Source organism: Methylobacterium mesophilicum (genome assembly GCF_022179445.1).
Classification (GTDB): Bacteria; Pseudomonadota; Alphaproteobacteria; order Rhizobiales; family Beijerinckiaceae; genus Methylobacterium; species Methylobacterium mesophilicum.
The window spans coordinates 202,210-226,278 of the sequence record NZ_BPQU01000003.1; the positions used below are offsets into that span (position 1 = coordinate 202,210).

Here is a 24,069-nt window from a genome sequence, read left to right on the forward strand (position 1 = left end):
GGTCGCAACACCGTAAAACGAACCCGGGTCCGCCCCGAGACCTGCCCGCAAACGCCGCGATCCCGCCATAGTCCGGGCCCACCTCACCATCCGCGGTAAACGGCAAGTTCGACAACGATTTACCGTTTCGAAACGAGGTTTTCCCGAGCACGCGGACGGCCCATCCGGCGCATCGCGAACGGCGACGCGCCGCGGCTTCCTGCACCCTCGGGACTGGCGGCGCGAAGGCTTGGTTCGGGTTGATGGACACGCGGTTGAACGACAAGTCGAAGCTGCCCAGCCGTCACGTCACGGAGGGGCCGGACCGGGCCCCGCATCGCTCCTATCTCTACGCGATGGGACTGACCCGGGAGCAGATCCACCAGCCGCTGGTGGGTGTCGCCTCCTGCTGGAACGAGGCCGCCCCCTGCAACATCTCGCTGATGCGCCAGGCGCAGGCAGTGAAGAAGGGCGTCGCCGCCGCCCACGGCACCCCGCGCGAGTTCTGCACCATCACGGTCACCGACGGCATCGCCATGGGCCATGGCGGCATGCGCGCCTCGCTGCCGTCGCGTGAGGTCATCGCCGACTCGGTCGAGCTGACCATGCGCGGCCACGCCTACGACGCCCTGGTCGGCCTCGCCGGCTGCGACAAGTCGCTGCCCGGCATGATGATGGCGATGGTGCGCCTCAACGTGCCGTCGATCTTCATCTACGGCGGCTCGATCCTGCCCGGCTCGTTCCGCGGCAAGCCCGTCACCGTCCAGGATCTCTTCGAGGCTGTGGGCAAGGTCGCGGTCGGCGACATGAGCCTGGAAGACCTCGACGAGCTGGAGCAGGTCGCCTGCCCCTCGGCCGGGGCCTGCGGCGCGCAGTTCACCGCCAACACCATGGCGACCGTCTCCGAGGCGATCGGTTTAGCGCTCCCCTACTCGGCCGGCGCCCCGGCGCCCTACGAGATCCGGGACAAGTTCTGCGCCACCGCCGGCGAGAAGGTGATGGAGCTGCTGGCCAAGCAGATCCGCCCGCGCGACATCGTCACCCGCAAGGCGCTCGAGAACGCCGCCACCGTCGTCGCCGCCTCTGGCGGCTCGACTAACGCGGCCCTGCACCTGCCGGCGATCGCCCATGAATGCGGCATCGAGTTCACGCTGTTCGACGTCGCCGAAATCTTCCGGCGCACGCCCTACATCGCCGACCTGAAGCCCGGCGGGCGCTACGTCGCCAAGGACATGTTCGAGGTCGGCGGCATCCCGCTGCTGATGAAGACCCTCCTCGACCACGGCTTCATGCACGGCGACTGCCTGACGGTCACCGGCCGGACTATCGCGGAGAACATGGACCGGGTGACCTGGAACCCGGACCAGGACGTGGTCTACCCGGCCAACCGGCCGATCACCCCGACCGGCGGCGTCGTCGGCCTTAAGGGCAACCTCGCCCCCGAGGGCGCGATCGTGAAGGTCGCCGGCATGCCGGCCGAGAAACAGGTCTTCACCGGCCCGGCCCGGGTGTTCGATGGCGAGGAGGCCTGCTTCGAGGCCGTCCAGTCGCGGACCTACAAGGAAGGCGACGTGCTCGTCATCCGCTACGAGGGGCCGCGCGGCGGCCCCGGCATGCGCGAGATGCTGTCCACCACAGCGGCCCTCTACGGGCAGGGGATGGGCGACAAGGTCGCGCTGATCACGGACGGGCGCTTCTCCGGCGCGACCCGCGGCTTCTGCGTCGGCCATGTCGGCCCCGAGGCGGCGGTCGGCGGGCCGATCGGCCTGATCCGCGACGGCGACATCATCACCCTCGACGCGATCCAGGGCACGCTCAGCGTCGCCCTGTCGGACCAGGACTTCGCCGAGCGCCGCAAGGCCTGGGCGCCCAGGACCAACACGGCGACCTCCGGGTATCTGTGGAAATACGCGCAGGGCGTCGGCCCGGCGCTGTACGGCGCCGTCACCCATCCGGGCGGCGCCAAGGAGCTGGAGAGCTATGCGGACGTCTAGGACTGACCTCAGCCGGCGCAGGGCGCCGGCCGGGGCCGATCCCGGTCGGTCCCGCCTGATCGCCAGGATCGCGGCGTCGGCCGGCGTCCTGATCCTGCTCGCCCTGCCCACGGAGGCGCCGCGGGCGCTCGATGCCAGCGTCCGCGCGCCGGTCCAGGTACCGGTGGCGGACAAGAGCTACAGGTCGGCCAAGGACGCGCTGCGCGCCGGCGTCCGCGAGTACAATGCTGGCGACAAGCAGGGCGCCGCCCGCGCCCTCGAATACGCCGCCGGGCAGGGCCATGCCCTGGCCCTGTGGAAGCTCGGCCGGATGTACGCCGAGGGCGACGGCGTGCCCCATGACGACCTGAAGGCGTTCGAGTTCTTTTCCCGGATCGCCGACGCTAGCACCGACGACGGCCCCGATCCGCAGAACTCGGCGGTCACCGGCAGCGCGTTCACGGCGCTCGGCACCTACTTCCTTGAGGGGATCAAGGGTACCTACGTGCGCCCGAACCCCGAGCGCGCCTACGACATGTTCAACTACGCGGCCTCGTATTACGGCGAGCCGAACGCGCAGTACAACCTCGCCCGGCTCTACCTCGACGGCACCGGCGTGGAGACGGATCCCCGGCAGGCGGCGCGCTGGTTCAACCTGGCGGCCGAGAAGGGGCACCACCCGGCGCAGGCTCTGCTCGGCGACATGCTGATGAACGGGTTGGGCGGCGTGCCGGTCCAGCGCGTGAAGGGCCTGATGTGGCTGTCGCTCGCCCGCGAGGGCGCGGAGGGCCGCAAGGACGACTGGATCGTGGCCCTCTACGACAAGAACTGGGCGGCGGCCAACGAGGACGACCGGGCCGAGGCGCAGAGCCAGCTCCAGACCGTCGGTTCGATCCGGCGGCGGCATTAGAGCCCTGCTCTGACACCGCCGCCGGCTTTCCTCAGCCCTTCTTCGCGTCCTGCGCGGTCTTGAACGACGGGCGCGCCAGGGTCTCGGCGATATAAGCCGAGAGCTTGGGCCAGCGGCCGGCATCGATGTGTGCCTCGGCCACGTGGAAGTTGTAGAAGCCCGTGGCGATCGAGATGTCGGCGATGCTGAAGGCGTCACCCGCGAGGTAGGGGCCCGAGATCTGCCGCTCCAGATAATCGAACAGCGGCGGCAGATCCGCGTCGAGCGCCTTCGTGACGGCGGCCTCGTCGGTGGGCTTGCCCATCATGTTGGGCTTCAGGATCCGCTCGACGAACGGCACGATCAGCTTCCCGAACAGCTCGGTATCGCCGAACTTGTCGAACCAGACCGCGCGGCCGAGAACCTGCGGGTCGGACGGCACCAGGGCCGGGGTCGGGTGCTTGCGCTCGAGATACCAGAGGATCGCCGAGGAATCCGCGAGCTTGAACCCGCCATCCTCGATCGCCGGGATCTTCCCCAACGGGCTGGCCGCCTGGAAATCCGAATCGGGCGCGTGGAACATCACCGGCCTGTGCTCGTAGGGCACGTTCTTCTCGGCGAGCGAGACCAGGACCTTGCGGACGTAAGGCGAGTAACCGGTACCGTAGACGATCATTACAACTCCATCGGGGACGCGATGACCGGATATCGATCCGTCGGCCCCTGCATGGCAGATAGGGCCGATCGCCGGTGCGCCGACCGCGTCACGGTCACTGCTCCGTGATCGTGCCCCTGTCGTCTCACCAGGCCGGCGCGGTGATCGCCGTCACGAAGGACGGCCGGTCGAGCGTCAGCGCGACCCAGCCGGCGAGCTTCGGCCAGCGCGCGGAATCCACCTGAACCTTGGCGAGTCGGAGATTGTGGAACGGCGCCGCGACCGCGATGTCGGCGATCCCGAAGCTGTCGCCCACCAGGAACGGCCCTGTGATCTGCGATTCGAGGTAGTCGAACAGGGGCGGCAGATCCGTGTCGAGCGCCTGCTGCGCCAGCGCGTCGTCACCGGGAACCTTGAGCACCCGCGGCTTCAGGAAGCGCTCCGCGAACACGACTGAGAGCTTCCGATCAAGCTCGACCTCGCCGAACTTGTCGAACCAGCGGGCGCGGGCGGCCCCCTGCGCATCGGCCGGGATCAGCGCGGGCTGCGGGGTGAGGCGCTCGAGATGATCGAGGATCGCGCTCGAATCGGCCAGCCGAAAGCCGTCATGCTCGATTGCGGGGATCTTGCCCATCGGGCTCGCTGCCCGGAATGCGGCATCGTCCGATTGCGGCGCCACCGGCCGGTGCTGGTACCGGACACCCTTCTCGGCCAGTGCCACGAGCACTTTGCGCACGAAGGGCGAGAGGCTGCTGCCGTAGACGATCATGGTCGAATCCCCCGATGAACCGGCATCGGTCTAGAGCCGATGCCGGCAGCGGTGCAATCGATGCCGATGTCGTCGTGTTGAGTTGGCCATTTCATCGTGTTCGGCCCGGGTTTCATCTTGATGAAGCGGCGTTCGATTTCTCGAACCGCTTGATGAGACGCTCTCGCTTCAGACGGGAGAGGCGGTCGATCCAAAAGATACCGTCGAGTTGATCGATTTCATGCTGGATCACGGCGGCCGAAAAGCCGTCCGTCTCCTCCTCGTGGGCGGCTCCATCAAGGTCGCGGTAGCCGAAGCGGATCCGGCTCGGCCGCGTGATGCGCTCGCGCACGCCGGGCATGCTGACGCTGCCCTCTTCATGGGGCGTCGTCTCCGCGGAGGCCCAGAGGATCACCGGGTTGACGTAGACGCGCAGATCCTCGTCCGGCGACAGACGGATCACCACGACGCGCTCCGGAACGCCGATATGCGGTGCCGTCAGGCCGATGGCGCTGACGGCCAGCAGCGTGTCCCGCACGTCGTCGGCGAGGGCCGAGAGGCGAGGACCGAACGCATCGACCGGGTCGGCCGGGAGGGACAGGCGACGGTCGGGGAACTGGACGAGGGGGCGGGCCGGCATGTCGGGGAGTCCACCGGTGACGGTTCGGGATCCCTCTGTCCTCCACCGGAACCACGGGGCGCAGTCAACCGCTTCCTGCGTCGGAAACCGAATGGCCGCTCCAGGCTTTGAAGCCTCGAACAGACTGAGGCTCCCATGCTGTACGAACTCGCCACGCTCTCCTGCCCCCTGCTCGCGCTCGGACACGCATCCGAGGGCGTCCATGCCTGGGTGGACGACAGCGAAGCCAAGGGACAACTCATGGGCTGCTGGCGGACGGAAGTCGGCATGCTGGGCCGGCTCATCGTGCTGCGGGGGTTCACCGCGCCGGAGGACATGACGGCCGAGCGCCGACGCGCCCTGCTCAGCGCCAACCCGTTCAATGCGGGCGGCGTGGTGACCGCGCTGGAGATGGACAGCTACGCGCCGTTCCCGTTCCTGGCGCCGATCCGGACCGGGGAGCGCGGCGGGCTGTACGAGATCCGGACCTACCGCCTCAAACCCGGCGGCCTGGCGCCGACGCTGTCGGCCTGGGAGGCGGCCATCGAACCGGCCCGAACCTACACCGAACATCTTGTTGTGAACCTGTACGCCCTCGATGGGGCGCCGCGGATCACGCATATATGGGCCTTCGCCAGCCTTCAGGAGCGGGCCGCGTTGCGCGCTCAAGCCTATGGCGACGGCGTCTGGCCGCCGAAGGGCGGCCCCGACCAGATCGCGGAAGCGACCTCGGTGATCGCGCTGCCGCAGGGGGTGTCGCCGCTAAGCTGAATTCCCGGTCGGCGGGTGCAGGACATGCCTGTCTGCGATTCAGGCGGACGGGTTTCGCACCCCGGTCAGCTCATCGCCCGAGCTTTTGCCCCTCCCGATCCGGCACCCCGCACCGTCATTCCGGGTCGCCGCGGGCGAACCCGGAATCCATAACCGTTGTCGGTGTAAGGCGCTGGAACGTCGGTGCTTCTGGATCCCGGGCTCCGCTTGGCGGCCTCGGGACGACGGTGTGCGACGACGTTGGTCGGCTCCCTGTCCGGCGAACAAACATGCGTTTGCGCCCTGCACGAGCCGATGCCTGGACATCGTAGGCCGCGGCGAGACGACCCGCATCCGCGCTACCCAGCCGTCAGCTCCACCGTCACCGGCACGTGATCGGACGGCTTGTCCAGGCCGCGCAGGTGCTTCTGCACGGCGGCCGAGACCAGACGGTCGGCGGCCTGCGGCGACAGCAGGAGGTGGTCGATGCGGATGCCCGCGTTCCGCTGCCAGCAGCCCGCCTGGTAGTCCCAGAATGTGTAGAGCCCGTCGCGGGGATCGCAGGCGCGCAGGCCGTCGGTGTAGCCCTCGGCCAGGAGGGCGCGGAACGCCGCCCGCGTGGCGGGCAGGAACAGCGCGTCGGAGCGCCACGCCTCCGGGTCGGCCGCGTCGGCGGGTTCCGGGATGACGTTGTAGTCGCCCGCGAGCACCACGGCGGTCTCGTCCTCCATGAGGATGCGCGCGTGGATCCGCAGGCGTTCCATGAAGCCGAGCTTGTAGGGGTATTTCGGGCTGTCGACCGGGTTGCCGTTCGGCAGGTAGATCGAGGCCACCCGCACCGGCTTGGACTCGGCGCCGGAGATCAGCGCCTCGATGTAGCGCGATTGCTCGTCGGTCTCGTCGCCCGGCAGACCGCGCCGGATCTCGCTCATCTCCAGCGGCGCGCGCACCAGCAGGGCCACGCCGTTATAGGCCTTCTGCCCGAGCGTCTCGACCGCGTAGCCGGCCCCCTCGACCTCGGCGCGCGGGAACGCCTCGTCCTGGCATTTCAGCTCCTGCAGGCAGACCACGTCGGGCTTCGCCTCGTCGAGGAAGCCGAGCAGGTGCGGCAGCCTCTGCTTGATCGAGTTGACGTTCCAGGTCGTGATCCGCATCGCCTCGCTTCCGGTCGCCGTCTGGAGCGCTCGCCGCCGAAGTGGTTCCCGGAGCGGCCGAAGCGTCATCCGCGCTTCGCGCCGCGCTGACAAGGCCATGGCGGCGCAAGATCGGGGCGATATAGACGCCAGGATGACGATGGGGTGGTTCGAGCCGGTCATGGCTTACTGCGAGCGGACCGGGCCGGAGGTCTGGGCCGAGCCGGTCAACGCGGCGTCGAACGCCGCCTTCCTGCTGGCCGCCGCGGCCGCGGCACGCCGGGCGCACGCCGCGCGGCCGCCGGACCGCGCCTGCCTGGGGCTGGCCGGGCTGATCGCCGTCGTGGGGTGCGGCTCGTTCCTGTTCCACACCCTGGCGGTGACCTGGGCGATGTATGCCGACATCATCCCGATCACGCTGTTCATCGTCGCCTACCTGGCTTTGGCGCTGCACCGGTTCCTGAGGCTGCCGCGCATCCGGGTGGAGGCGGCCACCGCGGGCTTCGTCCTGTTCAGCTTCACGCTGGTCCCCACCCTCGACGGACTGAGCGGGTCCGACATCTCCGCCCTGACCCATGGATCGATCGACTACGTGCCCGCGGCGCTCGCCCTCTTCACCGTGGCGGCGCTCGATCGTCCGGAGCACCGCTTCGTCGGCACCGGCCGGAGGCTCACGGAGATCGGCGTGCTGTTCCTGGTCTCGCTGACCGCGCGCACCCTCGACCGATCCGTCTGCGCGGCGCTGCCGATCGGCACGCACGCGCTCTGGCACGTCCTGAACGCCGTCGTGCTCTACGCCCTCGTGGTCACGGCGATCCGGCACCGCGCCGCGGTCCCGTGAGGGCGCGGCCGGTTTTGTTGCGGGCCGGACGGAATTCTTGCACAGATGCGCCGCATCGGTGACCCGGCTCATCGCGAGTCCCGTGCACGGAAGGAATCATGACAGTGAGCTACCGCATCGGCGTCGCCGGGCTCGGCACCGTCGGCGCGTCCGTCGTCCGGATGATCGCCCGCCGCCATGACACCCTGACCGCCTCCGGCCTCGACATCCGCGTCGCCGCTGTGTCGTCCCGCGACCGGACCCGCGACCGTGGCCTCGACTTGGCCGGCGTGACCTGGTTCGACGATCCGGTGGCGCTCGCCCGCTCCGGCGAGGTCGACTGCGTGGTCGAGTTGATCGGCGGCGCCGAGGGGTCGGCCAAGGCCGTGGTCGAGGCGGCGCTGCAGGCCGGCAAGACCGTGGTGACCGCCAACAAGGCCCTGCTCGCCCGCCACGGCGCGGCGCTGGCGGCGCTCGCCGAGGCGAACGGCGTCGCGCTGGCCTACGAGGCCGCGGTGGCCGGCGGCATACCGGTGATCAAGACCCTGCGCGAGGGCCTGCCCGGCAACGCCGTGGCGCGCGTCTACGGGATCCTCAACGGCACTTGCAACTACATCCTCAGCCGCATGGAGCGCGAGGGCCTGACCTTCGAGGCCTGCCTCAAGGATGCGCAGGCGCTGGGCTACGCCGAGGCGGACCCGACCTTCGACGTCGAGGGTTTCGACACCGCCCACAAGCTCGCGATCCTGACGAGTCTGGCCTACGGCACCACCATCGACGCCGACGGTGTGTCGGTGGAGGGCATCTCCCGGGTGCAGCCCCTCGACCTGCGCATGGCCGACGAACTCGGCTACCGGATCAAGCTGCTCGGCGTCGCCCAGGCCTCCGAGGCCGGGATCGAGCAGCGCGTCCACCCGACCATGGTGCCCAAATCCTCCGCCATCGCCCAGGTGATGGGCGTGACCAACGCCGTCACCATCGACGCCGACGCGGTCGGCGAGCTGACGCTGATCGGCCCGGGCGCCGGCGGCGAGGCGACGGCTTCCGCAGTGGTCGCCGACATCGCCGACGTGGCCCGCGGTATCGTCCGCCCGACCTTCGGGGTGCCGGCGGCGTCGATGCGCGCCAGCGAGCGGGTGGAGATGCAGCGGCACGAGGGCGGCTATTACATCCGGCTGACCGTCCACGACCGCCCCGGCGTCGCCGCCGGCGTTGCCCAGCGGATGGCCGAGCGGGAGATCTCCCTGGAGAGCATCCTCCAGCGCCGCACCGAGGGCGCCGGGACGGATCCCCGCGGGCGTTCGGGCCGGCCGGTGCCCCTGGTGCTGATCACCTACGCGGCCACCGAGGGCAACATCCGCGACGCGCTCGACGCGATCGGCGCCGACGGGCTGCTGGCCGAGCCGCCGCAGGTCATCCGCATCGAGCGTGAATAAGAGTGCACAAAGTCGCGTCATGTGCCGCAATGTTGATGCAAGATAAGTGATACTTTTGCGGCGCGCGTAGGCTGACAGGCGTTGGTCGACGACGATCAAACCGGGATCCGACTCAAGATCGGACCCGGACAAAGGCAGGAAGCGATGGCCGTGGCCCCCAAGTCCGAACCGCGTGGCGTTCCGCGCACGCTCGCCCTCGAACTCGCCCGCGTCACGGAGCGCGCCGCCATCGCGGCGGCCCGGCTGCGGGGCAAGGGCGACGAGAAGGCCGCCGATCAGGCCGCGGTCGACGCGATGCGGGCGGAACTCAACAGCCTGCCGATCCGCGGGACGGTGGTGATCGGCGAGGGCGAGCGCGACCAGGCGCCGATGCTGTTCATCGGGGAGCAACTCGGCCAGGGGGAGGGGCCCGAGGTCGACATCGCGGTCGATCCCCTGGAGGGCACGACCCTCTGCGCCAAGGACATGCCGGGCGCGATCGCCGTGATGGCCATGGCCGAGCGCGGCTCGCTGCTCGCCGCCCCCGACGTCTACATGCAGAAGATCGCCATCGGCCCCGGTTACCGGCCCGGCCTGGTCGACCTCGACGCCAGCCCCGCCGACAACATCGCGGCGCTGGCCCGGGCCAAGGGCGTCGAGCCCGATCAGATCACCGCGCTGATCCTCGACCGCCCCCGGCATGCCGCACTGATCGCGGAGGTGCGCGCCGCCGGCGCCGCAGTCCGGCTGATCTCGGACGGCGACATCGCCGGCATCATCTTCACGGCGAGCCCGGGCGAGACCGGCATCGACATCTATCTCGGCACCGGTGCCGCCCCCGAGGGCGTGCTGGCGGCCGCGGCCATGCGGTGCATCGGCGGCCAGATGCAGGGACGGCTGATCTTGGACACGGCCGAGCGCCGCCGCCGCGCCGCCGAGATGGGCATCGACGACCTCAACCGGAAATATGATCTGGTGGATCTCGCCAGCGGCGACGTGATCGTGGCCGCCACCGGCGTGACCGACGGGGCGCTCCTCCGCGGCGTCCGCTTCCGGCCCGACCGGATCCAGACCGAGACGGTGGTCTACCGCTCGGAGGCCGGCACGGTCCGGCGGATCCTGGGAGAGCACCGCCGCAGCTAGAGCCGTGTCCTTTCAGGTTGGCTCATAGGCATCGTATCCAGCAGCGGTGAGGTAGTTTCGGCACTCATCCGGTCGGACGGCGGCGAACGCGTCCTCGATGGCGATGGTCAGGTCGGCGGCGGTCCGTGTTGCAGCCGTCCGGAGGAGGGCTTTGACCTTGGCAAAGACCTGCTCGATCGGATTGAAGTCGGGACTGTAGGGCGGGAGGTAGAGAACCCGTGCGCCGACCGCCTCGATGGCCTCGCGCACCCCGGCGACCTTGTGGGCGTTCAGATTGTCGAGGATGACAGTGTCACCGGGCCTCAGCACCGGAGCCAGGATGTCGGTGACGTAGGCGCGGAAGCGCATACCATTCGTGGCTCCATCGAAGACGGTCCTGGCGATCAGTCCCGTGGCGCGCAGGGCGGCGGTGATGGTGGTGGTCTTGTAGTGCCCGTGAGGCACGGCGATCCGGCAGCGCTGACCGCACGGAGAACGACCATAGCGGCGGACCATCTTCGTCGTGGCGGCCGTCTCGTCGAGGAAAACCAAGCGATCCGGATCTAGATCGGGTTGCCCATCGAACCAGTCCTCGCGCGCGGCCCTCACATCCGACCGCTCCTGCTCGGCCGCGTGGACAGCCCCTTTTTACGGGTGATCCCATGCCGGGCGAAGAAGCGTGACAGGCTGCTCGTGCTCGCCCGGACGCCGCGTTCCGAGAGCCTGTCGCGCAGTTCCCGCAAGAAGGAGAGCGGGTGTTCTTCGTTGAGTCGAAGGATCAGGGCCGCCTGCGCTTCCAGACGCTGCGAGTTGCGGTCGCCGCCCATGGGCTTGGGCGCGATCTGCCTGTCCTGACGGAAGCGCTCGTACCAACGGACCGCGCTGGCCGCCCCGACACCGAAGCGTTTGGCCGCCTGACGCCGCGATGCACCCGCTTCAATCGCAGCGACCACCCGCTCGCGCAGATCCACCGACAGGGCTGAAGGCATGGCGATCCTCCATCACAAGCCCATCCAGTGAATCACACGCCAGCCAGATCGCCTACCCCGCGCGATTCAACCCGCCAGGGCACGGCTCTAGGCGCGACGGCGCCCCCGAGAGCGATCAGTTCAGGACGACGACCTTGGAGCCGACGTTGACCCGGCTGAACAGGTCGATCGCGTCCTGGTTGATCATCCGGATGCAGCCCGAGGACACGCTCTTGCCGATCGAGAACGGCTCGAGGGTGCCGTGGATGCGGAACAGCGTGTCCTTGTTGCCCTGCCAGAGATACATGGCGCGCGCGCCCAGCGGGTTGCGCAGACCGCCGGCGACGCCGAGGCCGCTTTGCAACTTGTCCACCTCGCTGGCGAGCTTCGGGCTGCGGGCGATCATCTCCTTGGGCGGGTACCAATCCGGCCAGGCCTGCTTGGAATTCACCGTCGCGGTGCCGGACCACGAGAAGCCCTGCTTGCCGACGCCGACGCCGTAGCGGCGGGCGCGCCCGCCCTGCTCGACCAGGGTGAGCTGGTGGGCGCGCGGGTCTACGATGATCGTGCCCGGCTCGTAGGGGCCGCTATAGGCGATCTCCTGCCGGAGATAGGCCGGGTTCATCTTCTTGTAGTTGAAGGCCTGGACCGGGAACACGTCGTCCGGGATCGGCCCATACGCCTTGGCGTAGTCGATCGGCCCGTCGTCGGGCGCGCGCAGCACGGCCTTCGCCTTGGCGGCCTCGATCGGCGAAAGACCCTCGGCCGGGGGCGTTCCGGCGGCGCGCCGGGGCGGCGCGGTCGGGTCGTCGAAATCCGGCGCGTAGACCGGGGCCGCCTGCGGCGCCGGAGCGGCCTGAGGAACGGGACGGACCACCGGCGGGCGGCCGGTATAGGGCAGATAACGGTCGCCGCGGCGGACGTAGAACGCGCCGTTCTGGTCCTGATAGAGCTGGCCGTCGTCGCCGAGCCCGTCGATCCCGGACTCGGCGACCGGGCCGCGACCTTGGGCGTGGGCCGTCGAGGCGAGCGCGAGGACGGTGAAGCCGGCCAGGAATAGGCGGCGGATCGGGGCGGACATGGCGCGGTTTTCCCTGGATGGCGCGGCGTCACCGGGAGCGTGCGGCGGCGCGCGATCGAGCAGGCCAGCACGAATACACGGCCAAGCTCATTCCAGGCCTTAGCAAAGATCACGCGGCATCGCCAAGTTGCACGAGTCCTCACCGGGCGAAGTCTGATGTCGCCGCGTGTACTTCTCCGCACTTGTGTTGCGTTCCTGCCTCAACCGCCTGCCCGCGCGTTCACCCTGATGCAGGAACGGGCGGGACGAATCCGGTTCCGAGCGGCATCGGCCTTGCGCCGGCCGGCAACCTCCGGTTGATGCCACCCACCGGCATCCCCGCCGGGCGAAGGGTCTTGGCCGTGCACGCGCGTGTGTTGGTGAGCGCTACAATTCTGGTTGCGGCCCTGCTTCTCGGACCGGGCGCGCAGGCCCGCCGCGCCGTGACGGCGGAACCGCCCAAGGTCACGGAGCCGGCCGGAACCTGGACCTCGGGGACCCAGCCCGAGCGCGATTGCGGCCGCGCCCGCCGCAAGTTCTGGGTGCCCCAGGAGGGCTGGATCGTCCGTACTGTGGTGTCGTGCCGCTGATGGGGTGGTTCCAGGTGCCGCACGATTCCGAAGCAGCGGTGCCTGTATCGGCGGCAATCCCGCATTCGGGCGAGAGCATGTTCTGCAGCAGGACCAACTTTTTCCGATCTTAGAAGACGGCCTATCTGAGCCCTGACGTCGGGATGGCGGGTTTGGGTTGCCGTCCGTCCCGTCGATCCGCCTCGTCAGTGCGAGCGCAGCGCAGCAACCTGGGGAAACGCCAGGTTCGGAGACCGCGCGCCGCACTGAGTTGCTTCGCTGCGCTCGCAAAGACGGCGTCGGCCGACCGGAGGCCGTACCGGCCGGCGCGTTCATCAGAACGTCCTTCCTCCAAGCGAATTGGCACGCATGCTGCTTTGCCGAAGCGCCGCGCCCTGCTGCGGCGGCGGAGCAACGACGCTCCAAACAGCGGACGGTGTGAGTCCGGATCCCCGGCATGAGCGACCGCTTGGCGGTTCGCCTCACTTAGACGAGCACCAGCTATGGCCAGCTTCAAGACGGCGATGAAGTCGGGTCACCCCCCGACCCTGTTTGCGGCGTTCCTCTATTTCGATTTCTGCTTCGCCATCTGGGTCCTGAACGGCGCCATGGGCCCGTTCATCACCGAGACCTACAAGCTCACGCCGGCCCAGACCGGCTTCATGATCTCGCTGCCGATCCTCGCCGGTGCGCTGATGCGCTTCCCGCTGGGGATCCTGGCCCAGTATATCGGCCGCAAGAACGCCGCGATCACCGAGATGACCGTGATCATGATGGCGATGGCCTACGGCTTCTTCGCGGTCTCCTCGTACAACGACGTGCTCGCCATGGGCGTGCTGCTCGGTATCGCGGGTGCCTCCTTCGGCGTGGCCCTGTCCCTCGGATCGGGCTGGTTCCCGCCGGAGCACAAGGGCTTGGCGATGGGCATCGCGGGGGCCGGCAATTCCGGGACCGTGCTGGCCGTGCTGTTCGCTCCGCCGCTGGCGCAGGCCTACGGCTGGCAGACCACCTACGCCTTCGCGGGCGTCGTGATGCTCATTCCGCTGGCGGTCATGATCGTGTTCGCCAAGGAGCCGCCGGACACCGCGCACCAGTCGTTCAAGGAGCACGTCTCCTGCCTGTTCACCAAGGACGGCTGGGCGTTCTCGCTGATCTACGTGATCACCTTCGGGGGCTTCGTCGGCCTGTCGAACTTCTTGCCGACCTTTTTCTACGAGCAGTTCTCGGTCACGAAGGTCGAGGCCGGCCGCTTGACCATGCTGGCGGCCTTCATGGGCTCGGGCATCCGGATCGTCGGCGGCTACTTCGCCGACCGGATGGGCGGGATCGCGGTGCTGTCGGTGGTGCTGCTCGCGGCGATCGCGACCTTCCTGTCGCTGATGGCGACGCCCTCGCTCGCCGTGACCACGCTGCTGTTCATGCTCTGCTTCGCGGCGCTCGGCGCCGGCAACGGCGCGTTGTTCCAGCTCGTGCCCCTGCGCTGGCCGGCCAACACGGCGGTCGCCGGCTCGATGATCGGTGAGGTGGGCGCGCTCGGCGGCGCGATCCTGCCGAACGTCATGGGGCTGTCGAAGCAGTATACCGGATCGTTCTCGCTCGGCTTCGTCGGCTACGCGGTGTTCACCGCGGCGGTGCTGGGCTGCCTGATGCTGTGGCAGCGCAAGTGGGTCGGCAGCTGGGTCGGTCCGCGCGGCAAGGCGCTGGGCAGCGAGGCGGAGACCGGTCAGCTCCAGCCGGCGACGGTCTGAGCGGGTCGACACGATCCAGACCCGCAAACGTCCGACGGGAGCCGCGAGGCTCCCGTTTTTCGTTTCCGCCGTTCAAATTGAATTCGTGCCGAGCCCCCTCGACGCATGGTTGCCTTCCGGTGCAAGAGGCGTTTGAATAACGAATACCAAAACGCGCACGTCCCTTCGGATGCGGCGCGAGGCGACCGCGAAACGCGGCGTTTGCTAGGGAGGAATGGTCGATGTTGAAGCGCGTCAGCGCCACCAACGCCGTGCTCGGCCTGCTCTGCGTGATGTATTTCATCACGTATCTGGACCGGGTGAACATCGCGACCGCCGGTGCCGAGATCATCCGCGAATTCGGCATGTCGAAGACCGACTTCGGTCTTATCCTGTCGGCCTTCGCCTACCCGTACGCGATCTTTCAGGTTATCGGCGGATCGGTCGGCGACAAGTTCGGTGCCCGGCGCACGCTGCTGGTCTGCGGCATGATCTGGGCCTCGGCCACGATCCTGACCGGCTTGGTCGGCGGCCTCGTCAGCCTGTTCCTGGCTCGCGTGCTGCTCGGCTTCGGCGAGGGCGCGACCTTCCCGACCGCGACCCGGGCCATGCAGAACTGGACGGCGCCGGGCCGTCGCGGCTTCGCGCAGGGCATCACCCACGCCTTCGCCCGGCTCGGCAACGCCGTGGCGCCGCCAATCGTGGCGTTCCTGATGTACCATTTCGGATGGCGCGCCAGCTTCGTGATCCTGGGCGGAATCAGCTTCATCTGGGTGGTGATCTGGTACCTGTACTTCCGCGACGACCCCTCCGATCACCCGAAGATCACCGCCGCGGAGCTCGACGCGCTGCCGCCGCCTCGCAAGGTCGGGGCGAAGCAATCGGTGCCGTGGGGGCCGCTCACCCGGCGCATGCTCCCGGTGACAATCACGTATTTCTGCTACGGCTGGACCCTGTGGCTGTTCCTCGGCTGGCTGCCGAGCTTCTTCAAGGAGAATTACGGCCTCGACCTCAAGAACTCGGCCCTGTTCGCGTCGGGGGTCTTCTTCGCCGGCGTCGTCGGCGATACGGTCGGCGGCATGCTGAGCGACTCGATCCTCCATCGCACCGGCAACGTGAAGCTCGCCCGCCTGTCGGTGATCGTCGTCGGATTCCTGGGCGCGGCCGCGAGCCTGGCGGGTGTGTTCCTTACCCGCGACCTGACCCTGGTGGCGCTGCTGCTGTCCTCCGGATTCTTCTTCGCCGAACTGGTGATCGGGCCGATCTGGTCGGTGCCGATGGATATCGCGCCGAAATATGCCGGCACCGCCAGCGGGCTGATGAACACCGGCTCGGCCATTGCGGCGATCGTCTCGCCGATCGTGTTCGGGCTCATCGTCGACCTGACCGGGAGCTGGACGCTGCCGTTCGTCGGATCGGTCGGCCTATGCCTGCTCGGGGCGGCCCTCGCCTTCACGATGCATCCCGAGCGCGAATTCGTTGAACCCGTCACCGGGCCGGTGGGCCCCGTGGCGCCTGCGCCGGCCGGGGAGTAGCGCCGCGATGGTGGAGACAGCCGGACGTTCCGGGCCGCTCGCCGGCATGCGGGTGATCGAGCTGGCGCACATCATGGCCGGCCCGGTCTGCGGGCTGATGCTCGCCGACATGGGCGCGGAGGTCATCAAGGTCGAGAAGATGGACGGCGACGACACCCGCCGCACCGTCCCGCCGGCGCTCGAGGGCGAGAGCGCCGCCTACATGATGATGAACCGCGGCAAGCGCGGGCTGAGCCTCGACCTCAAGAACCCGGACGGCGTGGCGGTTCTGCGCCGCCTGCTCGGGACCGCCGACGCGCTGATCGAGAATTACCGCGGCGGCACCATGGAGCGCCTGGGTATCGGCTATGAAACCCTGCGGCAGGAGTTTCCGGCGCTCGTCTACTGCTCGCTCTCGGGCTTCGGCCGCACTGGGCCCTATGCCGACCGCGCCGGGTTCGACCTCGTCGCGCAAGGCATGAGCGGGTTGATGTCGGTGACCGGGGAGGGGCCCGGACGGCCGCCGATGAAGTGCGGGCCGCCGGTGACCGACATCACCGCCGGGATCCTGGCCGCCATGGGCGTGCTCGCAGCCTATACCCACCGGCTGAAGACCGGGCGGGGCCAGGCGGTCGACACCTCGCTGTTCGAGGCCGGCATCACCCACACCTACTGGCAATCGGCCATCGCCATGGCCACTGGGATCGCGCCGGGGCCGATGGGCTCGGCCCATCCGCTGAACGCCCCCTACGAGGCGTTCGAGACCGCCGACGGCTGGATCACCATCGGCGCGGCCAACCAGACCAACTGGCTGCGGATGCTCAGGGCGGTCGATGCCGAGGCCCTGGCCGAGGATCCGCGCTTCGCCCTCAACCGCGACCGCATGGCCAACCGCCACGAACTCGCGGCCACCCTGGCGCCGATCTTCTCGGCGGAAACCTCGGAGGTCTGGCTGGCGCGCCTGGAAGCCGGCGGCGTCCCGGCGGGGCCAGTGCTCGACGTCAACGCTATGCACCAAGACCCGCAGACGCTCGCCCGCGAGATGGTGGTGGAGGTCGAGCACAGCCGGGTCGGCCGGATGAAGACGCTCGGCTTGCCGGTGAAGTTTTCCGACACGCCCGGCCGGGTCCACGGCCCGGCGCCGTTGCTCGGCGAGCATTCCCGGGCGATCCTGGCCGAGGCGGGCTACACCGCCGCCGAGATCGACGGACTGATCGACAGGGGCGTGGTCCGCGAGACCGCGGCCTGATCCCTCCCGTACCCGGAGACGCAGCGATGAGTGCCACGCCCGCCACCGACGAGCTGCTGTTCACCACGGACGAGGCCGGGATCGCCCGGATCGTCCTCAATCGGCCGCAGGCCCGCAACGCGCTGACCTTCGCGATGTACCAGGGGCTGATCACCTGCTGCGAGGCGATCGCCGCCGATCCGGCCGTAAAGGCGCTGATCATCACCGGCGCCGGCGACAAGGCCTTCGCGGCCGGCACCGACATCGCCCAGTTCCGCAGCTTCGAGACCGCCGAGGACGCGCTGGGCTACGAGCGCTTCATGGACCGGGTGCTCGGCGCCCTGGAGCGGCTGCGGGTCCCGACCATCGCGGCGATCGCCGGGGCCTGCACGGGTGGCGGCGCCGCCATCGCGGCGGCCTGCGACCTGCGGATCGCCACCCGTGACGCCCGATTCGGCTTTCCGATCGCCCGGACGCTCGGCAATTGCCTCAGCCAGGGTAACCTCAAGCGGCTCTCGGGGTTGATCGGGCCGGCGCGGGTCAAGGACATCATCTTCACCGCGCGCCTCGTGGGAGCCGAAGAGGCGCTGTCCATCGGCCTCGTCGGCGAGGTGGTGGACGACCGCGCAGCCCTGACCGACCGGGTCGACGCCCTGGCGCAGCTCCTCGCCGGCCACGCGCCGCTCACCATGCAGGCCACCAAGGAAGGCCTGCGCCGCCTCGCCGAGGAGGAGCCCACCGCCGACGGCGCGCCGCATCCCGGCGATGACCTCATCCTGCTGTGCTACATGAGCCAGGATTTCCGCGAGGGCATGGAGGCGTTCCTGGGCAAGCGCACGCCGGACTGGAGCGGCCGTTGAATGCCTGACCGCGTAGCGTTACATTCGCGCGGCACATGAGAGATACGGCCCTTCTGTTATGGCGCTGTCCGAGTTCCCCCGTACCCGCCCGACGGAGCCCGATGCCCGAACAGGCGCGGGGGAGGATGCGGCTCGGGCTGAGACAGCGCGCCGAAATTTCGAGCGCGTCGCCGCGCTGATCGCCGCCGCAAACCCGCTGGACACCGACACGGACGCTGTGAGCGACCTCGACCTTCTCGAGGCTGCCACCGCGCTCAGCACCCAGAGGACGTGAGCGCAGGCATCGGGACTGCCGATGGCGGCCGCGCGCCGCCGCGATCGGTGCTGCGTATCTGTCTCGATGTGAATGTTTGGATCGCCTATCTGCTGGCTCTGCAGCGCGGCCGAACCGGTACTGCACCCATGCGCTTGGTCGCGATGGTGCAAGCTTACGCAGCCGGAGACATATCCCTTCAACTGACGGTCTCGCGCGAGATGCTATGCACCCTCGAACGGGTGCTGAAGCGGCAGGGCCTGCCGGACCACCTCGCCGAAGGGTTTCCTCAGGTCGTCGACGGGTTGATGCGCTGCGGTCCGGAACGGCTGCATCCGGCCGTGCTGACGGCGGGGCGCGACCAGCTCGCCATGACCGACCGCGAGGATGCGGGCGTGTTGGCCTTCTGCATCGCTGACCGGGTCGATCTGCTTGTCACCGACAACCTCGTGGATTTCGTCACGAACGACTCCGAGCGTCGCAACACGCAGCGCGTCGGCCGCTCGAACGGGACGACCCGCCAGCTCTTCACCCTGCTCCATGAGCGCGCCGACGGTGTATCGCTCGTCGTGGCCCACCCGATCGATGCGGTTGCTTGGCTCGCGAACGGATGCCGGCCGAACCCAGGTTCGCTGCGCCAGCGCTATCCCTGATGCGCCGGGCCGCCGCTCACCCCGGCTCCTGACAGACATCGACCCAGGCGGCACCGGTCAACTCGGCCATGCGGTCGGGGGGGATGCGCACGGCGCTGTTCGTGCTGCCGGCCGCAGGAAACACTTCGTCGAAGGCCTGGAGCGAGATGTCGCAATAGACCGGCAGCGGCGCGGCAAGCCCGAACGGGCAGACCCCGCCGACCGGGTGGCCGGTGAGCGACTCGACTTCGCCGAGATCGAGCATCCGGACCTTGCCGCCGAACACGGCCTTCGCCTTCCTGTTGTCGAGGCGCGCGTCGCCGCGGGTCACCACCAGGGCGACTTGATCGCCGATGCGGATCGAAAGCGTCTTGGCGATCTGCGCCGGGGCGACCCCGTGGCCGGCTGCGGCTTCCGCCACGGTCGCGGTGCTGGTGGCCAGCTCGATGACCGTGATGTCGGGCGCCTTGTCGGCGAAGAACGCACGGACCGTCTCAAGACTCATGGAAGGTGTCCTTCGAGTAACGCGGGTCGCGGCGAGGGCGGCCGGTAGATCAGCGAAGCATCCGGACCATCCGCGTCGCCGGTCATAGAGGATGCGAGCGTGGCCGAGAAAGCGCTGCGGTTCGACCTGCAGCCAACTGCGCGCCGAATCGGGATGCGCCGCTGCGAAGCGACTATCTTTCGTGGCGGTTTGGGCGCAGGCTCGCCGCATTACCGGAAGAGCGGCAACAGGCTCCGGTGACTGAGGACGGCATGTCCCCGCCTGTGATCGGCGGACGAAAACATGGCAACCCTCCTCGCATTCCCGGCCACGCCGTCCGGCGCGGCGACGACCTATCAGGCCTACCGGTTCGCCGCGAACGGCAGCGTCCGCTCCACGGTCCCGGTGGACGCCCTGGACGACGACGCGGCCGAGCGCCACGCCACCACCCTGCTCGATGGTCACCGCATCGAGCTCTGGGCCCGCGGGCGCTTCATCGCGCATGTCAAACCGTAGGCCATCGCCGCCGCGACCGCTCCGTCACGTCACCCGTCTTGAACCCAAGGATCGACCGCATGGCCTCCGAGAAGCAGCGTAGCAACCGCGAGACGAAGAAGCCCAAGAAGGCGGTGCCGAAGATTAATGCGGCGGCGCCCTCGCAGAAGAACCCCGTCTCCGCGGCCGTGAAGAAGTCCGAGGGACGCTGAATTCCGTCGGATCGGGCTTCGCGCGGCGGCATCGCTCTTCGCGCGACGCCGGCAGCGGTGCGAGGCGTGTCAATCACGTCTCGCAAGATCCGTTTGCGAGGGGCTTCCGATCGACGGTGCATTGAGCTTCGATCGTGACACGTCGTGGATTCCGGGCACCGCGGCGCGGCACCGGGATGACGGCGCTTGGCAGCTTCGATTCAGCCACCGCATGGAGAAAAGACAAAGCTTTTCCCACCCGCTGAAAAGATGAACATCCCAAGCTAAGTGATCCGGAGTCCCATCGGAAAGGCGACTCCCGCTGAATCCTGTGCCCGTACTGCCCGGCCCGATCGGTGAATCCGCCTGCCCGCGCGGGAGAAGAACTCCAATACGCTCAAGGGCTCGCGTGGACGTCCAGCCGACCCTTCCGAGCCCTGCAACGGCACGTCTTTTGGGACGGCCGGATGGGGTTGGAACAGCCTGGTCGAACCGACCCTAGACTCCCCGTCCCGGCGTCACCCCTTCAACGGCCGCGCCTGCAGGATCGCCGCGCGCACGAACGGCCGCTTCAATTGCGTGCCGATATTGGCGCGCCCGACGAATTCCTGGGCACCAGGGTGGCTGCGCACCGCTTTGACGAGGTTCAGTCGGTGGCCGCTGCGGAACCGGTAGGGCTCGCCCACCGCCCCGGCGAGGAACGCCTCGACGCTGGCGTCGATCTCGTCCTCGGCGATCACGTTCGCCGTGTGCAGCATCTGGATGGTCTGAAGGTCGGTCATCCCGGATAGATAGGGCAGCGGCGCCGGTCACGCAGCCACGATGACCGGCGCTGCCGTTGGCTTGGATGTCCGGCACTACCGCGTCGTCGCGAGGAGCAGGTCCGGCAGCCACATGGCGATGCCCGGCACTAGGCACAGGATCAGGATCGCCACCGCCATCAGGATCACAAAGGGCAGGGTGCCCCAGATGATGTCCGAGAGCGGGATGTCGGGGGCGATGTTCTTGATGACGAAGATGTTGAGGCCCACCGGCGGGTGGATCAGCCCCATCTCCATGGTGATGGTCATGACCACGCCGAACCACACCAGGTCGAAGCCCGCGGCCTTGAGGGGCGGCAGGATGATCGGGGCGGTCATCAGGATGATCGAGACCGGTGGCAGGAAGAAGCCGAGCACGATCACCAGGCCGAGGATCGTCACCAGCAGCACCCACGGCGAGAGCTGCATCGCCACGATCGCGGCGGCCGCCGATTGCGACAGGTGCAGGTAGCTCATCACGTAGGCGTAGAGCAGCGACATCCCGATGATCAGCATCAGCATGGTCGATTCACGCAGCGTCGCGATCAGGATCGGGCTGACGTCGCGGAACCGCCACACGCCGTAGATCGCGGCGATCAGCCCGAGCGCCAGCAGGCCGCCGAGACCGGCCGTCTCCGAGGGCGTGGCGTAGCCGCCGTAGAGCGCCACCATCACGCCGGTGAGCAGCACCACGAAGGGCAGCACCCGCGGCAGCGTCGAGAAGCGCTGGGCCATGCTGTACTGCTCGTCGGCCAGGATCGGCGAGGCCGGCCCGCCGCGCTCCAGCACCGCCTTGGCGGCGGAGAATTCCGAGCGGAACCGGTACATCGCCCAGGTCGCGAACAGGGCGACCAGCAGCAGCCCCGGCCCGATGCCGGCCAGGAACAGGCGCCCGAGCGACTGCTCGGAGGCCACCGCATACAGGATCATGGTGATCGAGGGCGGCAGCAGGATGCCGAGGGTGCCGCCGGCCGCGATGATCCCGGCGGCGAAGCCCGGAGAGTATCCGCGCTTGCGCATCTCCGGGATGCCGGCCGAGCCGATCGCCGAACAGGTGGCCGGGCTCGAGCCCGCCATGGCGGCGAACAGCGCGCAGGCGAAGACGTTGGCGATGCCGAGGCCGCCGGGGATGCGGTGCATCCAAGCATGCATCGCCGAATAGAGGTCCTGGCCCGCCCGGGACCGCCCGATCGCCGCGCCCTTCAGGATGAACAGCGGGATCGACAGCAGGGTGATCGAGGCCATCTCCTCGTAGACGTTCTGCGCCACCGTATCGAGGGAGGCGCTCGGCATGAACGCGACCATGAAGGCCAGCGCCACCGCGCCGAGCGCGAACGCGATGGGGATGCCCGACAGCATCGCCCCGAGGGTGGCTCCCGCATACAGGAAGCCGATCGCCGCCGTGCTCATCACTTGACCCTCGCGTCGACGGTCCGGCCCATCGGATCGGGCCCCTGGGGGGTGACCCCGGGCGCGTCGCGCATATCCTTGTTGACGTCGGCGCCGATGCCGATTTTCGGCTTGGCCCAGCCCGCCGCCCGCGGCCCGTAGACCAGAGCCTCGGCGATCTGCAGGATGAATTGCAGGCACAACAGGCTCATGCCGGCGGCCATCAGCGTGTAGGGGATCCAGAGCGGGGGACCCCAGGTCGATTGCGAGGTCTGGCCGTCGATCCAGGCCTCGTGGTCGAGAGACCAGCTCTTCCAGGCGAAGAACAGGCAGAACATCAGGCTGATCACGTCCACCAGCAGCAGCCGGACCCGGTTGACCGCCGGCGGCAGCAGGCCGGTCAGCGCCTCAATCGCGACGTGGCCGCGCTTGGCCTGGACCCCGGCGGCGGAGAAGAAGGTCGCCCCGACGATCAGGAAGACCGCCATCTCGTCCTGCCAATCGGTGGGCTCCTTGAGCAGGTAGCGGACCACGACGCTGTGGCTCAGCACCAGGCAGGCGCCGACGAGGCAGAGCCCGCCGAGGCCGAGGATCACGCGGTTGATGCCGCGCAGCGCCCGGTCGAACAGGCCGAGCAGGCCGGGAAGGCGCGGCTCCTCGGCGCCCTTCGCGTCGGGCAGCGCGGTGGCGGCGTCGAAGCCGTGGCTCACGCGACCTGCTCCGCCAGCTTCAGCAGCTCCGCGCAGCTCGCGTTGCGGCCTGCATAGTCCTTCCAGGCGGTCTCCCGGGCTAGTTCCCGCCACTGGCTCAGCGACTGCTCGTCGAGCTGCGAGACCTTGGCGCCGGCCTTGGAGAAGATCTGCTCGACCCGGGTGTCGTCCTCCTTCGCGCCGGCCTGCCCGAAGGCTTCGAGCTCGGCGCCCACCGCCATGATCAGGTCCTGCTGATCCTTCGGCAGGCCGGAGAACACCGTCTTGGACATCATGATCGGCTCGAGCATGAACCAGTAGGAGCGCTCGCGGCCCGAGGTCAGCGCCTTCGCGAGTTCTTCCAAACGGAACGAGATCAGGCTGGTGGACGAGGTGATCACCGCGTCGCACGCACCGGTCTGCATCGCCGCGTAGGATTCGTTCGACGGGATCGACAGGGTGGCGGCACCGGCCTGCTTCATCATCAGGTCCATCTCACGGGACCCGCCGCGGACCTTCATGCCCTTGGCGTCGGCCGGCGCGATCAGCCCCCGCTCGCGGCTGGCGACGCCGCCGGCCTGCCAGACCCAGGAGACCAGCACGATCCCCTTGGATTCCAGCAGCTCGGTGAGCTTGCGCCCCACGGGGGCCGACTTCCATGCGAGAGCCTGCGCGTAGGAGGTCACGAGCGCCGGCATCAGGCCGATGTTCAGCTCCGCGATCTCGCCGCCCGCGTAAGGGCTCGGATAGAGCGACATGTCGAGCGCGCCCTTGCGCATGGCGCCGAACTGAGCGTTCGTCTTCATCAGCGAAGAGCCCGGATAGACCTGGACTTCCAGGGCGCCCTTCGAGCGCTCGCCGACCGCCTGGGCGAATTTCCGGCACATCCGATCGCGGAAATCGCCCTCGTCGATGGTCCCGCCGGGGAACTGATGCGACAGCTTCAGGACCGTTGCGGCCTGCGCGGCGCCGAGGCCGAATCTCAGGATGGCAGGCGCCGCGAGGGCGGCTGCGACCAGCGTACGACGTGTCGGCGTCATGGCTCTCTCCCGCACCGCACACTTGGCGGCGTCCGTTTTTGTGCATCGCAATACTGATTTGCGATGG

The 24,069-nt window shown here is 68.8% G+C and carries 26 protein-coding genes; 15 read left to right on the top strand and 11 right to left on the bottom strand.

Annotated features, from left to right (window positions below; genetic code table 11):
• The first annotated feature begins 242 nt into the window (after positions 1-242).
• Together ilvD and MFF40_RS05435 are read left to right on the top strand one after the other, a co-directional pair.
• Positions 243-1,973, top strand: coding sequence for a dihydroxy-acid dehydratase (gene ilvD / locus MFF40_RS05430; RefSeq protein ID WP_147855982.1), 1,731 nt, complete (start codon positions 243-245; stop codon positions 1,971-1,973).
• Positions 1,960-2,862 carry a tetratricopeptide repeat protein gene (locus MFF40_RS05435; protein WP_147855981.1) on the top strand — a complete coding sequence of 301 codons (903 nt, stop codon included), beginning with the start codon at positions 1,960-1,962 and terminating at the stop codon, positions 2,860-2,862. Before ilvD ends, MFF40_RS05435 begins: the two co-directional genes overlap by 14 nt.
• A 31-nt stretch (positions 2,863-2,893) precedes the next feature.
• On the opposite strand, the gene MFF40_RS05440 is transcribed toward MFF40_RS05435, so the two are convergent.
• The 3 genes from MFF40_RS05440 to MFF40_RS05450 all read right to left on the bottom strand — a co-directional run bounded on the left by MFF40_RS05440 (position 2,894) and on the right by MFF40_RS05450 (position 4,884).
• Positions 2,894-3,517 carry a glutathione S-transferase family protein gene (locus tag MFF40_RS05440; RefSeq protein WP_147855980.1) on the bottom strand — a complete coding sequence of 208 codons (624 nt, stop codon included), beginning with the start codon at positions 3,515-3,517 and terminating at the stop codon, positions 2,894-2,896.
• A 124-nt stretch (positions 3,518-3,641) separates the two neighbouring features.
• Complete coding sequence (locus MFF40_RS05445) at positions 3,642-4,265, bottom strand: glutathione S-transferase family protein (protein WP_147855979.1); 624 nt, start codon at positions 4,263-4,265, stop codon at positions 3,642-3,644.
• Between the two features lie 112 nt (positions 4,266-4,377).
• The gene (locus tag MFF40_RS05450) at positions 4,378-4,884 is read right to left on the bottom strand and encodes a peptide deformylase (RefSeq protein WP_147897909.1); all 507 of its coding nucleotides are present in this window, start codon (positions 4,882-4,884) and stop codon (positions 4,378-4,380) included.
• A 135-nt stretch (positions 4,885-5,019) separates the two neighbouring features.
• Between MFF40_RS05450 and MFF40_RS05455 the strand changes: the two genes are divergently transcribed.
• Complete coding sequence (locus MFF40_RS05455; RefSeq protein ID WP_147857405.1) at positions 5,020-5,634, top strand: NIPSNAP family protein; 615 nt, start codon at positions 5,020-5,022, stop codon at positions 5,632-5,634.
• 338 nt (positions 5,635-5,972) lie between these two features.
• Here MFF40_RS05455 and xth read toward each other — a convergent pair whose 3' ends face one another.
• The gene (xth, locus tag MFF40_RS05460; protein WP_147857404.1) at positions 5,973-6,767 is read right to left on the bottom strand and encodes an exodeoxyribonuclease III; all 795 of its coding nucleotides are present in this window, start codon (positions 6,765-6,767) and stop codon (positions 5,973-5,975) included.
• A 133-nt stretch (positions 6,768-6,900) separates the two neighbouring features.
• Between xth and MFF40_RS05465 the strand changes: the two genes are divergently transcribed.
• The 3 genes from MFF40_RS05465 (at position 6,901) to glpX (ending at position 10,124) form a co-directional block, all read left to right on the top strand.
• Entirely contained in the window at positions 6,901-7,587 is a 687-nt protein-coding gene (locus tag MFF40_RS05465) for a ceramidase domain-containing protein (RefSeq protein WP_147897920.1), read from the top strand.
• A 98-nt stretch (positions 7,588-7,685) separates the two neighbouring features.
• The gene (locus MFF40_RS05470; RefSeq protein ID WP_147897908.1) at positions 7,686-9,002 is read left to right on the top strand and encodes a homoserine dehydrogenase; all 1,317 of its coding nucleotides are present in this window, start codon (positions 7,686-7,688) and stop codon (positions 9,000-9,002) included.
• A gap of 144 nt (positions 9,003-9,146) precedes the next feature.
• The gene (glpX, locus tag MFF40_RS05475; protein ID WP_147856682.1) at positions 9,147-10,124 is read left to right on the top strand and encodes a class II fructose-bisphosphatase; all 978 of its coding nucleotides are present in this window, start codon (positions 9,147-9,149) and stop codon (positions 10,122-10,124) included.
• A 12-nt stretch (positions 10,125-10,136) separates the two neighbouring features.
• On the opposite strand, the gene MFF40_RS05480 is transcribed toward glpX, so the two are convergent.
• Positions 10,137-11,092 (bottom strand): IS630 family transposase gene (locus MFF40_RS05480; protein WP_147856683.1). Its coding sequence is split into 2 segments (ribosomal slippage): positions 10,137-10,747 and positions 10,747-11,092, totalling 957 coding nucleotides; the frame shifts between segments, so codons are not numbered across the junction.
• A 115-nt stretch (positions 11,093-11,207) separates the two neighbouring features.
• The gene (locus MFF40_RS05485; protein ID WP_238259867.1) at positions 11,208-12,152 is read right to left on the bottom strand and encodes a L,D-transpeptidase; all 945 of its coding nucleotides are present in this window, start codon (positions 12,150-12,152) and stop codon (positions 11,208-11,210) included.
• Between the two features lie 359 nt (positions 12,153-12,511).
• On the opposite strand from MFF40_RS05485, the gene MFF40_RS05490 reads away from it, so the two are divergent.
• From MFF40_RS05490 to MFF40_RS05520, 7 genes are all read left to right on the top strand, one after another.
• Entirely contained in the window at positions 12,512-12,721 is a 210-nt protein-coding gene (locus MFF40_RS05490; protein ID WP_147854135.1) for a hypothetical protein, read from the top strand.
• Between the two features lie 482 nt (positions 12,722-13,203).
• On the top strand, positions 13,204-14,448 hold the full coding sequence (locus tag MFF40_RS05495) for a nitrate/nitrite transporter (protein WP_147854134.1): 1,245 nt from the start codon (positions 13,204-13,206) through the stop codon (positions 14,446-14,448).
• A 221-nt stretch (positions 14,449-14,669) separates the two neighbouring features.
• Positions 14,670-15,962: an MFS transporter gene (locus MFF40_RS05500; RefSeq protein WP_147854133.1), complete on the top strand. Its 1,293-nt coding sequence runs from the start codon at positions 14,670-14,672 to the stop codon at positions 15,960-15,962.
• A gap of 7 nt (positions 15,963-15,969) precedes the next feature.
• Complete coding sequence (locus MFF40_RS05505) at positions 15,970-17,190, top strand: CaiB/BaiF CoA transferase family protein (protein WP_147854132.1); 1,221 nt, start codon at positions 15,970-15,972, stop codon at positions 17,188-17,190.
• Positions 17,191-17,216: 26 nt separating this feature from the next.
• Complete coding sequence (locus tag MFF40_RS05510) at positions 17,217-18,029, top strand: enoyl-CoA hydratase/isomerase family protein (RefSeq protein WP_147854131.1); 813 nt, start codon at positions 17,217-17,219, stop codon at positions 18,027-18,029.
• Positions 18,030-18,087: 58 nt separating this feature from the next.
• Positions 18,088-18,303 (top strand): hypothetical protein, encoded by a 216-nt coding sequence (locus MFF40_RS05515; RefSeq protein WP_238259868.1) that lies wholly within the window; start codon positions 18,088-18,090, stop codon positions 18,301-18,303.
• Positions 18,300-18,935, top strand: coding sequence for a PIN domain-containing protein (locus tag MFF40_RS05520; protein ID WP_147854130.1), 636 nt, complete (start codon positions 18,300-18,302; stop codon positions 18,933-18,935). Before MFF40_RS05515 ends, MFF40_RS05520 begins: the two co-directional genes overlap by 4 nt.
• Positions 18,936-18,951: 16 nt before the next feature.
• Here MFF40_RS05520 and MFF40_RS05525 read toward each other — a convergent pair whose 3' ends face one another.
• Positions 18,952-19,419: a YbaK/EbsC family protein gene (locus MFF40_RS05525; protein WP_238259869.1), complete on the bottom strand. Its 468-nt coding sequence runs from the start codon at positions 19,417-19,419 to the stop codon at positions 18,952-18,954.
• A 282-nt stretch (positions 19,420-19,701) separates the two neighbouring features.
• On the opposite strand from MFF40_RS05525, the gene MFF40_RS05530 reads away from it, so the two are divergent.
• Positions 19,702-19,914 carry a hypothetical protein gene (locus MFF40_RS05530; RefSeq protein ID WP_147854128.1) on the top strand — a complete coding sequence of 71 codons (213 nt, stop codon included), beginning with the start codon at positions 19,702-19,704 and terminating at the stop codon, positions 19,912-19,914.
• A 59-nt stretch (positions 19,915-19,973) separates the two neighbouring features.
• Positions 19,974-20,105 carry a hypothetical protein gene (locus tag MFF40_RS28805; RefSeq protein WP_283206086.1) on the top strand — a complete coding sequence of 44 codons (132 nt, stop codon included), beginning with the start codon at positions 19,974-19,976 and terminating at the stop codon, positions 20,103-20,105.
• Positions 20,106-20,602: 497 nt separating this feature from the next.
• Here MFF40_RS28805 and MFF40_RS05535 read toward each other — a convergent pair whose 3' ends face one another.
• From MFF40_RS05535 to dctP, 4 genes are all read right to left on the bottom strand, one after another.
• The gene (locus MFF40_RS05535; RefSeq protein ID WP_147854127.1) at positions 20,603-20,866 is read right to left on the bottom strand and encodes a hypothetical protein; all 264 of its coding nucleotides are present in this window, start codon (positions 20,864-20,866) and stop codon (positions 20,603-20,605) included.
• A 75-nt stretch (positions 20,867-20,941) separates the two neighbouring features.
• On the bottom strand, positions 20,942-22,294 hold the full coding sequence (locus MFF40_RS05540) for a TRAP transporter large permease (protein WP_147854126.1): 1,353 nt from the start codon (positions 22,292-22,294) through the stop codon (positions 20,942-20,944).
• Positions 22,294-22,983 carry a TRAP transporter small permease gene (locus MFF40_RS05545; RefSeq protein WP_147854125.1) on the bottom strand — a complete coding sequence of 230 codons (690 nt, stop codon included), beginning with the start codon at positions 22,981-22,983 and terminating at the stop codon, positions 22,294-22,296. Before MFF40_RS05545 ends, MFF40_RS05540 begins: the two co-directional genes overlap by 1 nt.
• Entirely contained in the window at positions 22,980-24,002 is a 1,023-nt protein-coding gene (gene dctP, locus MFF40_RS05550) for a TRAP transporter substrate-binding protein DctP (protein WP_147854124.1), read from the bottom strand. The genes MFF40_RS05545 and dctP overlap by 4 nt, the downstream gene beginning before the upstream one ends.
• Positions 24,003-24,069: the final 67 nt, after the last annotated feature.

What these genes read in the sequence shown, in the direction of transcription:
- MFF40_RS28805 (WP_283206086.1), top strand. Translation starts at nt 19,974, where the DNA reads ATGGCCTCCGAGAAGCAGCGTAGCAACCGCGAGACGAAGAAGCCCAAG.
- MFF40_RS05515 (WP_238259868.1), top strand. Translation starts at nt 18,088, where the DNA reads ATGGCGCTGTCCGAGTTCCCCCGTACCCGCCCGACGGAGCCCGATGCC.
- MFF40_RS05465 (WP_147897920.1), top strand. Translation starts at nt 6,901, where the DNA reads ATGACGATGGGGTGGTTCGAGCCGGTCATGGCTTACTGCGAGCGGACC.
- MFF40_RS05535 (WP_147854127.1), bottom strand. Translation starts at nt 20,866, where the DNA reads ATGACCGACCTTCAGACCATCCAGATGCTGCACACGGCGAACGTGATC.
- MFF40_RS05500 (WP_147854133.1), top strand. Translation starts at nt 14,670, where the DNA reads ATGTTGAAGCGCGTCAGCGCCACCAACGCCGTGCTCGGCCTGCTCTGC.
- MFF40_RS05440 (WP_147855980.1), bottom strand. Translation starts at nt 3,517, where the DNA reads ATGATCGTCTACGGTACCGGTTACTCGCCTTACGTCCGCAAGGTCCTG.
- xth (WP_147857404.1), bottom strand. Translation starts at nt 6,767, where the DNA reads ATGCGGATCACGACCTGGAACGTCAACTCGATCAAGCAGAGGCTGCCG.
- MFF40_RS05450 (WP_147897909.1), bottom strand. Translation starts at nt 4,884, where the DNA reads ATGCCGGCCCGCCCCCTCGTCCAGTTCCCCGACCGTCGCCTGTCCCTC.
- MFF40_RS05470 (WP_147897908.1), top strand. Translation starts at nt 7,686, where the DNA reads ATGACAGTGAGCTACCGCATCGGCGTCGCCGGGCTCGGCACCGTCGGC.
- MFF40_RS05455 (WP_147857405.1), top strand. Translation starts at nt 5,020, where the DNA reads ATGCTGTACGAACTCGCCACGCTCTCCTGCCCCCTGCTCGCGCTCGGA.
- MFF40_RS05445 (WP_147855979.1), bottom strand. Translation starts at nt 4,265, where the DNA reads ATGATCGTCTACGGCAGCAGCCTCTCGCCCTTCGTGCGCAAAGTGCTC.
- MFF40_RS05485 (WP_238259867.1), bottom strand. Translation starts at nt 12,152, where the DNA reads ATGTCCGCCCCGATCCGCCGCCTATTCCTGGCCGGCTTCACCGTCCTC.
- ilvD (WP_147855982.1), top strand. Translation starts at nt 243, where the DNA reads ATGGACACGCGGTTGAACGACAAGTCGAAGCTGCCCAGCCGTCACGTC.
- MFF40_RS05525 (WP_238259869.1), bottom strand. Translation starts at nt 19,419, where the DNA reads ATGAGTCTTGAGACGGTCCGTGCGTTCTTCGCCGACAAGGCGCCCGAC.
- MFF40_RS05495 (WP_147854134.1), top strand. Translation starts at nt 13,204, where the DNA reads ATGGCCAGCTTCAAGACGGCGATGAAGTCGGGTCACCCCCCGACCCTG.
- MFF40_RS05505 (WP_147854132.1), top strand. Translation starts at nt 15,970, where the DNA reads ATGGTGGAGACAGCCGGACGTTCCGGGCCGCTCGCCGGCATGCGGGTG.
- dctP (WP_147854124.1), bottom strand. Translation starts at nt 24,002, where the DNA reads ATGACGCCGACACGTCGTACGCTGGTCGCAGCCGCCCTCGCGGCGCCT.
- MFF40_RS05510 (WP_147854131.1), top strand. Translation starts at nt 17,217, where the DNA reads ATGAGTGCCACGCCCGCCACCGACGAGCTGCTGTTCACCACGGACGAG.
- MFF40_RS05540 (WP_147854126.1), bottom strand. Translation starts at nt 22,294, where the DNA reads ATGAGCACGGCGGCGATCGGCTTCCTGTATGCGGGAGCCACCCTCGGG.
- glpX (WP_147856682.1), top strand. Translation starts at nt 9,147, where the DNA reads ATGGCCGTGGCCCCCAAGTCCGAACCGCGTGGCGTTCCGCGCACGCTC.
- MFF40_RS05435 (WP_147855981.1), top strand. Translation starts at nt 1,960, where the DNA reads ATGCGGACGTCTAGGACTGACCTCAGCCGGCGCAGGGCGCCGGCCGGG.
- MFF40_RS05530 (WP_147854128.1), top strand. Translation starts at nt 19,702, where the DNA reads ATGGCAACCCTCCTCGCATTCCCGGCCACGCCGTCCGGCGCGGCGACG.